This is a genomic window from Anaerostipes sp. 992a (assembly GCF_001940245.1).
Lineage (GTDB): Bacteria > Bacillota > Clostridia > Lachnospirales > Lachnospiraceae > Fimousia.
In genome coordinates, this window is the sequence record NZ_MJIG01000004.1 from 181,329 (window position 1) to 193,543 (window position 12,215).

The window sequence follows — 12,215 nt, forward strand, 5'->3', positions numbered from 1 at the left end:
TTAACTATTGATGAGTATAATGAATAATACTTTGATTGTCAAGATAATTCACAATACTACATCTATGGGTATTTTAGACCATTTTTCAGCTTTTTGAACTATACGTAAGATGCCTCCATACGAATCATCTGAAATGCAATGGTGTTTTGATACACCAGCGGTTCATCATGATGGAAGAACACCATACCATCACAAGGAGCCAGTACTCTGGATATCACATGTCCTTCGTATGGATCTACGATCTCTGCAAGGATTTCTCCCGCTTTTACATTCGTTTCAATATCTACCAGACAGCGGAACAGCCCGGCATTGTCAGTTTTCACGATTTCGATCATATCCTCGGTCACCTTCCGGGACAGGAATCCACCATAAGTAGGGTAATCAATACATCCACGATCATGCAAAAAGCGTAGCACTGCTTCAATAGCCTGATTGGCAGATACCAGATCGATACGATCTGTTTCCTTTGTATAGAGAGAAAATGCCTTTGTCTCCCAAATCTGCCAGTTGTAATTCAATGTCGTGGTATCAAATGGAGTAATATCCCTGATCATCACATAAGGAAGCCCGAATTTTTTTGCCAGCTCCACATCTTCAAATCCAGTTTTCATCATACGGACATGAGGAACATAGTTCCCAGGAATATAAAAACTGGTAAAATGAATCCCATATTCATAATCTTTGACCGCCCGAAAGATTCCATCCGCAATTCGCTGAGTCGTCTCACCCAGATCATATCCTGGAAACATTCGATTGATATCTGTATTATCCACCGCCCAGAACCGTTTTCCAATATTCATTCCATAATGATTGGCTGATGGAAGAATTAAAATCCCCTTTTCACTGGAAACTCTTCCATCCCGTTCCAGCTTCTTTAATGCTTTTACAATCTGCGAACAAATATAAAGCTGCTGAATCTCATTGCCTCGAAATGCACCTGCAATGGCAACCGTCTTTTGATTTCCTCCAAAGTGATATCCAGTAATTCTAAGATGATCCCGGTATAAAGACTTTAGTTCATATATTATCTCTTTTTCCATGTCAATCCCTTTCTAAGATTCTTCCAACCAAAGAACCTTCATATACGACCGGATATTCTCTCAGCGTAAAGAGTACGCCTGTGACCGGTGACAACACTTCCTCCAGTAATGCTCCTGTCAGAGGATCTACGATCTCTCCAATTTTTTCGCCCTTTTTCACATTGATCCAATGCTCCACACACGACACAAAAATTCCAGAATACGCAGCATTTAGATAAGAAACATTCCCATCGGTGGATACAATTGGTTCCTTGGGTTCCGTAACTGGTCCATCCCAGATTCCCAGATCCTTCATCAGAGTAAAAATCCCATCGGTCAGCTGATTTCCATATTCTCTCGTAATCCTCATTCCAACTCCCATCTCTACGACCAGACAAGGAGTCCCCGTCATATTAAGAGAATGCGCCAGCGTAGATTCCAATACCGTAGCGGCACTATGAATCCAGATGTAATCGATGTTCAATCGTTTGGCATATGGAACCAGCGTCTCCTGACACATCTCATTGATTCGCACCTGTGGGATTTCTTTTAGAAAGATATTGCTGGCATGGATATCAATGACCATATCTGCACCACTCATGTCCTCAATGATTTTGGCTGCGGCATATTCCACCATGGTTCCTTCTGTGTTCCCAGGGAAGATTCGATTCATATCCAGGTCAAATTTCGGTACTCCACGGGTAATCGTATCCACTCCCAGAGGATTCAGTGCCGGATAGATATCTACGATCCCTTTCAGATGCTGCAGATTCTCCTGAAGCCTTCTTTGTACCTCATAGCAGACATATTGTCCTTCTAATTCATCCCCATGGGTTCCGGTAACAATACAGATGCGTTTCTGATTCGCATCAGAAGCCTGTGAATGTATGGAATTCTTTTGAATTCGAAATTCTTCATCTACCGGAAGCATAGAGGAAGCTACTTTTTCTATCATTTATATTTCCTCCACATTTACATGTATTTTCTGGAGCTGTTCTCCAGTTCCATAGAAGCGTCCTTTGTTCAGAACACAATCCTGATAATCCCTTCCTACACCAATCATAATATAATTGCTGTCAATCAACAGATGGTTCGTCGGATCAAATCCATACCATCTTCCATTACTATAGATTTCTACCCATGCATGGCTATAGCCTTCCCCGATCATCATTCCTGCCACATAACGAGCCGGTATTCCATAGTGACGACAAAAGGCAAGCATAATATGGGCATAATCCTGACAAACACCCTTTTTCTGCGCAAATGCCTGAGCTGCCGTCGTAGAGATTCCCGTAGAACCACTTTCATATTGAAATACGTTGTATAACGTATCCATGATCTCATGGGCTTTATTCATCTTACCCATGCGGAAAAACCTTAAATTACCCCATTGCTCATCGGCAAATTCCTCCATCTCCTTTGACATTTTTGTCAGAGACGTTGGCATCCGATAGAGCAAAAGTCTGGAAGGATCCGTATCATAAACAGCCCAATCCACCCTGGCAATCCCCTTGACCCGAACTCCAAATCTCGTATGCTCTTTCTCATAATGACCATAAAGGGATTCATTCCCAAATCCATCCTCCGACATCTGATAATGATCATCCGGCGTTACGATAATCTCCCGTTGCACAATTTCCTGTCTCGGCCGAGTTTTGGGAAAACATTTCAATGTAAAATAATGCTCCCACACCGGACTTGAGAATATAATTTGCAGATCATAATCAAATCTGAGTGTTTTCATTTTCTATACCTCGAATAAATTCTCCACTAGTGTAATCAGTTCAGGATAACATAATTCTTCCTCATTGACTAAAACAGATAACTCATCATATGCCTTACGATTTATCGGAAGATCTGCTCTCAGAACTCTGGCCGTCAGCATATGAAATGCTTTCATAACCTGTTCCTTGTTCTTTCTCAGTCGCAGCAGCAGATCCATCTTTTCCTGACGTTTTCCCGTCTTAAAAATTCCCCGAATCTTGCGTTCCTCCACATTTTCATCGATACAGGCAATAAAAGCAAGAAGATAGTCAATGACTCTCTGCAGATGCATTAGAAATCCTGATTCTGCCGTTGATTTTGCCATTTCCATTTCGGACAATGCCAGCTCCACATAAGATATGCTTTCGGTTCCAATCGCATCCCGCATTACCACCGCATTGTCATAAATTCCGTTTAAGGTTGCCATTACGGAATTGATATTCTCCATGTCAAACAGATAACGTTTTGTAAAATCGGATACGGATTCATATACATTTGGAATATCCAGGTATTGGCAATAAGTAATATAATCGTCAGGTTCTTCGATCATGATGTCAAATCCATCGAAAAATTCCCGAATCGTTGTATATGTTCTTTCTGTGTACCGACCTAGCCAGTACAAATGATCCATTTTTTCTATTGAGATAGTACCCATGTGTCTTTAAATCCTCCTCCCTGAGATGAATTAACAATAAAGGAATCCGGCACTGTAGAATATCTGGTCAGGCCGCTTTTCCATACCTTCGTCTCCTTTCCTGATAAGACAAAGGCTCTTAAGTCTGCTTTTCTTTGCACGATCGTATCATGATCCTTGATTTCCAGATCTTTAAAATCGATCACTTCCTGCGCAATAAAACGTCTTGGTTCTGTTTTGATCTTTTCCTTAAATTCTGCCTTTTGTTCTTCTGTCAGACTGTTTCCGAATACAACTCCATAGCCACCTGCTTCGGCCACGTCTTTGATGACCAGTTCATCAAAATGTTCCAAAACATAGTCCCTGTCTTCTTCATAATAAGGAAGATAGGTCGGCGCATTATGTAAAATTGGTTCTTCCTTGAGATAATAAGAAATCATCTTCGGAACAAAATAGTAAATTCCTTTGTCATCGGCAGCTCCATTGCCCGGGGCGTTGATCAGAGCAACATTTCCTTTTCGATAGACCTCCATGATATGGGGAACGCCGATCACTGATTCTTCGCAAAATGTCATCGGATCCATATATTCATCTGAAATTCTGCGATATACGGCACCAACCTTTTCCAGGCTGTCAGAAAAGCCTTTAAAATACAGATATCCATCCTTAACCACCAGATCATTTGGCTTAACTAACAGGACTCCTGCCTGCTCTGCCAGATAGGAATGCTCAAAGAATGCAGAATTATATCTTCCTGGCGTCAAAATGACATTAATTCCTCCCGTATTCACATAATCCATAACTTCTCTCAGCATTGACGCATAATTTCGGTTGTCCTCAATTGCATGAGTACGGAACGTCTCCGGATCTGCTCTTCTGCAGAGTTTTCTGGCAATCATCGGAAAAGAAGCACCAGACGGAACTCTTAAATTATCCTCCAAAACATACCATGTTCCATCCTTTGCCTGAACCAAATCGATACCTGATATATGACTATATATCTTCTTTGATGGAACAATTCCCTCGCATTCCGGCAGATAACCAGTAGAAATAAAAGCAAATTCCTCTGGTACTATTCCATCCTTAATAATCTTCTTTTCCCCGTAAATATCATTTAAAAAAGCGTTCAATGCATCCACTCTCTGAATGAGCCCTTTTTCCAGATAATCGAATTCTTTCTTCTCAATCACACGTGGAATTGCATCAAACGGAAATAGCTGTTCCCGATACGTATTATTTTTATAAATTCCAAACTTTACACCATATCTTGCCAACAGGCTATTAATATCCTCTGCATGCGGTATCAAACTATACATATTCTCCACTCCTTTCAAATTTATATAGAAAAAAGGCGTCCTGATCATTCAGGACGCCTTCGTCATTTCTATAGTACTATTCTAAACAAGTTGTCATAGTTTGTCAATTTACAAAATATCACGGCAAGCAATAAATACATCAAATAAATTCATGTATGCCGGCAGCTTTTGCCGATATTCATCTCTCACCTTTTTTGCCGCCACATATACCTTATCCTCTTCTTCCTGCATCATCTCATGATCGCTATATCGCGCACATTGGATGATCTGACCAATCTCGGCTTCTTTCTCCATACTGTAACGTTCCCAGGTATCTGCATAATGCAGGATTCTTTCCCGTCTTCCCATTCTCTGTTTCTGATAATGATACCATGCAGATACAAGAAATACTCGAAGAATAATAAGAAAAATGATAAATCCAAAAAGCTTGATACCGCCAAGAACCAATTCTCCAGTGGACATCGTAAGCTTTGGAAGGCTTGGAAGCTCAATCTCTCTGGCATCGCTGGCAGCAACCAATGTATTTCCAGGAACCACATCCACCGGTACCCATCCTACTCTATCTGCATAGACTTCCACCCACGCATAGGCATTCTCCTCTTCCATATTCACAACCATTTTTCCGCCCGTTACTGTTCCATCCCGAAAGTCCTCTTCCTTTAAGACATAACCTTCTACATATCTGGCAGGTATCCCACAGCTTCGGAACATAAAGACAGCTGCTGATGCGTATTGGGAGCAATATCCCCTTTGGGACTTCTGAAGAAAATATAGGGTCGGGTCTTCCCCTTTTGGTGTATCAACAACACTGGAAGTATAGGTATAACGACTTCTTAAATATGAACGGATATTCTTCTTCGTCTGTCTCAGAGAATCCCCTCGCTGAAAGAATTCCTTTCGCATCTTTTGTATTTCTTCCTGAAGATTGTCAGGAATGGATAAATAATGCTTTTTTGCATTTTCCCTTGCTTCCTGTTCTCTGGCATAAAATTTCCTGGAAAGTGCTTCATCATATTCCGGAACCCGGATATCCAACAACTCATCAAAGCTTTCTACCGATACATACGGAATCTGCTGCTTTTTCGAATTTCCGATCTCTTCATCCTCATTCGCCTCAGAAGCAGGGATAAAATACGGTATCAGATCCATTTTCTCATCTTCTGACATGTATTGAATCGTCATATTCTTTCCTGTGGATGAAACCGAACTTCTATCCCTTTGCTCCAGTTCCTCCATAACTTCATAATCCCACAGCCAGGTTACTTCATCCTCTCCACTCATAGCTGTTTCATCTTTGCGCCATTTTCCAGAAGCATAATCCCTTCCGACATATCCTCGCAGGTAGAACGGATCTTCCACAGAATCCAATGTCACTCGGATTTTTACACCTGTATCATGACGACGAACAGCTTCTTGCTTTAAATCACCAAAATTTAAAGTAAAGACCGATTTCTTTCCTCTGACAATATTATTGGCATATTCCATAACAACCAGGCTCCCCTGACGGATGCTGTTCATCTTCTGTCCAAACAATTCTGTGGAAGGATACACCTCAAAGATCATTGCCATGAGTACCAAAAGAGTAAATCCTATCATTGCACATTTGGGCTTATGATGTTCCATATAATACAGCCCTATGATTCCTGCAAAATATAAGAAAAAATCCCCATGAACAGCCCTTGGTGCAAGAATCAGAATCATTACCATCACCGGCATTGTATATAAAACTACCAGGCCACATCTTCTTCGGCTTAATAATAAAATTCCACTATAAAGCAATAATACGATTACAACAAAAATGATCATATCTGACTGTCCAGTCTTTTCATTGGCATCTGCAAAATATGTAAAATCCCGATGGAAGGTGGTATTAACAATATCAAACAGGCGATTTGCCAAAACCTTACCGCCTCGCAAACAGGATTCACCCTCATACAATACATATCCAGCCAGGCCACAATACTGGACATACTGAATCCATCGAAGCTGCTGGTTGTTGTGAAACAGATCCGAAGACAGAACACTCCAATATAGAAAGAAAAATACCGCTACGATCACAACAAAGCCTTGATATCCTTCTACACCAAAACCGGTACATATTCCATATATAACTGATAAATATACACAAAACAATAAGAATAATTTCTTCATGCTCGCTCCTATAATGATAAATAAAAGATATCCTCCTGTAAATTCTTTGCTCTGACATATTCGGTCATTGCAAATTCCCTCTGAATCGAATTTTCATCACGAATCACCGCAATGGCTTTCCCATAATAAGAAGGCAGAGGAAGTCCCTTTCCAGTCGTAATCACGTGGGTGATCATACTCATATCCTTGGGTCGCTCCAATAGACGATCAGCCCGTAGCAAATCAAAAATTCTTCCAAATACGGGAAGATAATCTTCCCAGTCCTCCACCACGAACTGTTCCATCCCAAATAGCAGTCGATGACAATACCGATGCTTTAAAAGCGTACTGGATACCGCATATACGACCAACAAAAAACAAGTTCGAATTGACAGATCCTGCTCATACATCAGGCTGTTCAAATCCAGATACAGCATAGGCTCTGTCTTATCTTCCTGCTTTTTTGTTCCCGTCAGTCTCACATTACCATACTCTTCTACGGCATCTGAAATTTCCCCATTCTCAATGCTATATTCTTTGGGCAACACCAATATCTTTTCATAAAAGTCCACGTTCTTTTTAAATTGAAAACAGCCACACAGATCCTTTAGATAGAATTCATTGATTTCGATTTCCAGACAGTCACATTGCTTAAGCTCATGCTCCAACACTACTTTTCCGTCTGTTCTCCGCTGTAAAAGTAACGATTCCCGGACCTTTTGGGTCTTTCTTTCCATAATAGATGTGTACTGTACCTCTACTATGATTTCCCTTGTTTCAAAAATCCTTTGTTTGGGAACCTCAATGATCAGCTCAAACTTTTCTCCCTGCCGATAGACCTTCTTATATTCATTAAAGGATATATCAACATAACGAATCATTCTTCTTCCCTTGAAAAAAGAATATCCAAGCATAACAAATAAGAATGCCAACAGGCAGCCTCCCATGACATTCTGATAAATAAGAAAATATATAAAGCTAAATCCAAGAAACACCAGATACATGCTATCTTTTCCTTTCCATTCCCCTTGGCACCGGAATCTGCTCCAGTATGGTCATCAAGATCTGACCACTCTTCCTGTTTTCCAGCTTCGCATACCTGCTTAGCCTTACCCGATGACTGGCCGTGTCCACTAAGATTCTCTTTACATCAGAAGGAATCACATAATCTCTTCCTTCTAAAAATGCATTGGCCTTAGACATCTTTAAAATATCAAAGGATCCCCTTGGGCTGATCCCCATCTCCAGAAGTTGATTATTCCTGGTCGCATTCACAATGGAAACAATATATTCATAAATCTGGTCACTGACATAGACATGCTTTACCTGATTACGAATCTCAAGAACATCGGTAATTTCCAGTGCTTCATTTAAGGATAAGATCTTTTCCCGAATATTCTCTTCCTTTAGCATCTGAATCTCACTCATCATATCCGGATATCCAATGGAAATTCCGATCATAAAATGATCCATCTGAGATTCTGGAAGCATATTCCCGGAAAGGCTTAATGGATTCTGTGTCGCGATCACCACATAAGGATCCGGAAGCACCGTCACATGATCATCCACCTTAAGCTTTTTATCCTCCATCATCTTCACCAGCATGGACTGGATCTTTGGTGAAGAACAATTAATCTCGTCAGCCATCAATAAATGTGCCGTCTCCTTCTCTTCTTCTCTCTTCCCAAACCTCTGATGATGAACGCTGTAATAAGCAAGATCCTTCGGCATAAGATCCGGCGTAAATAAAATTCTCTGATAATTAAGTCCCAGCACTCTTGCAAATGCCAATGCCATCGTTGTTTTCCCTACTCCTGGAATATCCTGGATCATTATATGGCCTCCTGCAAGAATCGCCGTCATCACTCTCTTGATCATCTCTTCTTTTCCGATCACTACTTTGGAAATCTCATCCATCCCATTCTTGGCTTTATTCACCATCTTCCCCACTTCCTCTCCATTTTAAATCCATTCTTCGATAAAATATCCGATCATCATTTACTCTTATTCTACACGAAATCATTTTTTTCCGCAACACAAGGAAACAGGATGCCTCCAGCTTCTGCCGAAGACATCCTGTGATATATCGATATTTGGTTATATTCAAACCTGTGGACAAATCTTATATTCTTTATCCACGATAATAGTTGATCAGGCATCCCTTTAAGATAATCGTACGCTCATCATCAGTCAATTCGCCCATCTTTAAAGTAAATTCTTTTAATTCAGAACCGGATACAACATAAGCCTTGATTTCTGTCAGCTTATCTTCGATCGCCTTTCTGATCTCTGGAATAAACAGATAATCGCCATTCGCAAATGGAAGATCCTCACCATCAATCAAGAATGGAAGCATACCCCAGTTGATCAGGTTGGAACGATAACGCTTTGTAGCATATTCATTGGCAATATTGGCCCATCCGCCTAATACCTTCTGGCAGGAAGCTGCCTGTTCACGGGCAGAACCATCTCCTGGTTTTACTGCAAAGATGGTACTTCCAACACCCAGATTGTCCTTTCCAATAGAAGGATATACCGTATGAATGGTATCCATTACTGGCTTTAACTCTGGAAGTGCCTCTACTGGACACTGACTCGCTTCAATGGCCTTTTGTGCTTTCTGAACTTCCTTCGCTCTTCCTACATATGCAGGATCTTTTCTAGATAACGCAAACTCTGCCAATCCCAGAGGGTTAGAACGATAAGAAGATGTCTCACCGGATGGAATCAATTCATCGGTAGTCGTAACTGGATCATGAATCTCAGATACCACTTTTAATATCATATTTTCTGGAAGTGCAGACATCTCTGGCCAATCTTTGATGTTTGGTCCAAATTTAATTTCTACGCTTTCATCTGCAACTCCTTTAGAATCAAATACACGGTTATCATAAATTGTCTTATCGAAATGATACTTTGGTTTTGTATAGTCAACGTCTACCATATCTGTTGCAGGTGTTAAATAGCCTTTGTTTGCTGCGGTCGCTGCAATAGAACGAGCATCCATCAGTGCTACAGAAGAAATCTGTCCGCTCTGTAATTTAGAACCTTCGCGGTTCGGGAAGTTTCTCGTTGTATGACGGATAGAAAATGCATTATTGGCAGGTGTATCACCAGCACCGAAGCAAGGACCACAAAAGGCAGTTTTTACAATAGCTCCAGTTGCCAGCAGATCTGCAACGGTTCCATTCTTAGCCAGTTCCATAAAGATCGGTGTACTTGCAGGATATACACTTAAAGTAAATTCATCTGCACCAATATTAGCTCCTTTTAAGATATCCCTTGCGTCACAGATGTTTTCATAACCTCCACCTGCACATCCAGCGATAATTCCCTGTTCTACATATAATCTGCCGTTTCTTACTTTATCTCTTAATGTATAATCAACTGCTCCATCTAAGCTTACCAATGCTTTCTTTTCTACATCAGCAAGAATATCATCTAAGTTTGCATTCAGTTCTTCGATGGTATATGTATTGCTTGGATGGAATGGCATTGCGATCATTGGTTTTACTGCACTTAAATCTACTTCTACCATGCCATCATAATAAGTAACTGCCCCTGGAGCCAGTTCTTTATATTCTTCCGGTCTCTGATGAATTTCATAAAATTCTTTAATCTTATCATCTGTTTTCCAAATAGAAGAAAGGCAGGTTGTTTCTGTAGTCATAACATCAATGCCGATACGGAAATCTGCACTTAAATTCTCTACACCAGGACCAACAAATTCCATAACTTTATTATTTACATATCCATTTGCAAATACTTCTCCGATAATTGCTAAAGCTACGTCCTGAGGTCCAACTCCCTTTTCTGGTTTTCCTTTTAAATAAATACCTACTACACCTGGCATATTAATGTCATAAGTTCTGGAAAGAAGCTGTTTTACCAGCTCTGGTCCTCCTTCTCCCATTGCCATGGTTCCTAAAGCTCCATAGCGGGTATGGGAATCAGATCCTAAGATCATCTTACCGCCACCTGCCAGCATTTCTCTTGCAAACTGATGGATAACAGCCTGATGAGGAGGAACATAGATTCCACCATAACGTTTTGCACATGTCAGACCAAATACATGGTCATCCTCATTAATCGTACCACCTACTGCACATAAAGAATTATGGCAGTTTGTGAGCACATAAGGAATTGGGAATTTTTCAATTCCTGATGCACGACATGTCTGAATGATACCAACAAATGTAATATCATGTGATGTTAATTTATCAAATTTAATTTTTAACTTTTCCATATTACCGGAAACATTATGTTCTTTTAAGATGCCATATGCAATGGTATTCTTTGCTGCATCTTCTTTTGCCATAACCTGTCCCGTTGCTTTTTTCAGTTCGTCTGCCTGCTCTGGTCCATCTGGAATAATCGTTGTTCCATTTACCAGATACGCTCCGCCTGGATATAATTTAACCATTTCAGTTCCTCCTATAATTCACGCTTTTGAAGGAATTATATCACAATCCTTCATATTTGTAAAATAATATTTTGATTCCTGCCTTGATTCAAAGCCAGAATCTCAGATTTGAAAAAATATGGCGTGACAAAAGCCACGCCAGAACCCTTTTTATAAGATTGCGTTCCCCTCTTCCTCCTTAGTCCGACAAATAGCCTCACGAACACGGTCTTCTACCATCTTCGCAATCTCCGGTGTCTTCATTCCCTGATATTCTTCATAATAAATCGGTGTCAAATACCGTACATACACCTTGACCTTCTTCACACTTCCAGAATCAAATGGATAAAAGGAATTCATAATTGCTACCGGTACAATGGGACACTTAGCCTTGGTGGCACTTTTAAAAGTCCCCGCCTTAAACTCTCCTGGAACATTCCCGTTCTTTGACCTGGTTCCCTCTGGAAAAATCAGATAATTCCTGCCTGACTTTACTTCCTTTGCCATCTGTTTGATCACACTCATAGACTGGCGGATATCATCCCGATCGATATAAATTCCTCGTACTAGCCGGATAATATCCTTGACAAAAAAAACGTTGGACATTTCCTTCTTAATGACGATTCCAAATGGTCGTTCATGTGTCTTAAAAAACACCAGGCTGTCAAACAGGCCCTGATGATTGGAAAATAAAATGTAGCCATTTTCCTTCGGAAGCTGTTCCATCCCTTTCGCATCGATTTCCACTCTTCCTGCCCTGCAAATCTTTCCCATTAGCCGATGTACAAATGTAAATGCTTCTTCTTCTGAATATTTTTCCGTATTCCCATATTTTTTAATCTGATAAAACCAGAATGGTACAAATACAATACATCGGACTACCATTAATATAATTCTTTTCATACAGCTCTCCTTTATCCCCTATAGCCTTTATTGTATCACTTTTCGTT

Annotated in this window: 10 protein-coding genes; all 10 read right to left on the reverse strand. The window is 40.4% G+C overall.

All coding sequences use genetic code 11. The features are described 5' to 3' along the window. Positions 1–98: 98 nt before the first annotated feature. The 10 genes from BHF69_RS05190 to BHF69_RS05240 all read right to left on the reverse strand — a co-directional run bounded on the left by BHF69_RS05190 (position 99) and on the right by BHF69_RS05240 (position 12,168). Positions 99–1,040 (reverse strand): M14 family metallopeptidase, encoded by a 942-nt coding sequence (locus tag BHF69_RS05190; RefSeq protein ID WP_075670014.1) that lies wholly within the window; start codon positions 1,038–1,040, stop codon positions 99–101. 1 nt (position 1,041) lies between these two features. Beyond that, complete coding sequence (locus BHF69_RS05195) at positions 1,042–1,974, reverse strand: M14 family metallopeptidase (protein ID WP_075670015.1); 933 nt, start codon at positions 1,972–1,974, stop codon at positions 1,042–1,044. Beyond that, the gene (locus BHF69_RS05200; RefSeq protein WP_075670016.1) at positions 1,975–2,763 is read right to left on the reverse strand and encodes a transglutaminase family protein; all 789 of its coding nucleotides are present in this window, start codon (positions 2,761–2,763) and stop codon (positions 1,975–1,977) included. Positions 2,764–2,766: 3 nt separating this feature from the next. After that, the gene (locus BHF69_RS05205) at positions 2,767–3,438 is read right to left on the reverse strand and encodes an alpha-E domain-containing protein (protein WP_075670017.1); all 672 of its coding nucleotides are present in this window, start codon (positions 3,436–3,438) and stop codon (positions 2,767–2,769) included. After that, complete coding sequence (locus BHF69_RS05210) at positions 3,420–4,733, reverse strand: circularly permuted type 2 ATP-grasp protein (RefSeq protein WP_075670018.1); 1,314 nt, start codon at positions 4,731–4,733, stop codon at positions 3,420–3,422. The genes BHF69_RS05205 and BHF69_RS05210 overlap by 19 nt, the downstream gene beginning before the upstream one ends. 108 nt (positions 4,734–4,841) lie before the next feature. After that, positions 4,842–6,884, reverse strand: a complete 2,043-nt coding sequence (locus tag BHF69_RS05215; protein WP_075670019.1) for a transglutaminase-like domain-containing protein — start codon at positions 6,882–6,884, stop codon at positions 4,842–4,844. Between the two features lie 8 nt (positions 6,885–6,892). Further along, complete coding sequence (locus BHF69_RS05220) at positions 6,893–7,867, reverse strand: hypothetical protein (RefSeq protein WP_075670020.1); 975 nt, start codon at positions 7,865–7,867, stop codon at positions 6,893–6,895. A 1-nt stretch (position 7,868) separates the two neighbouring features. Beyond that, the gene (locus BHF69_RS05225; RefSeq protein ID WP_075670021.1) at positions 7,869–8,804 is read right to left on the reverse strand and encodes an AAA family ATPase; all 936 of its coding nucleotides are present in this window, start codon (positions 8,802–8,804) and stop codon (positions 7,869–7,871) included. A 190-nt stretch (positions 8,805–8,994) separates the two neighbouring features. Beyond that, the gene (locus tag BHF69_RS05235) at positions 8,995–11,286 is read right to left on the reverse strand and encodes a hydratase (RefSeq protein WP_075670023.1); all 2,292 of its coding nucleotides are present in this window, start codon (positions 11,284–11,286) and stop codon (positions 8,995–8,997) included. Between the two features lie 150 nt (positions 11,287–11,436). Then, positions 11,437–12,168 (reverse strand): lysophospholipid acyltransferase family protein, encoded by a 732-nt coding sequence (locus BHF69_RS05240; RefSeq protein ID WP_075670024.1) that lies wholly within the window; start codon positions 12,166–12,168, stop codon positions 11,437–11,439. Positions 12,169–12,215 lie beyond the last annotated feature (47 nt).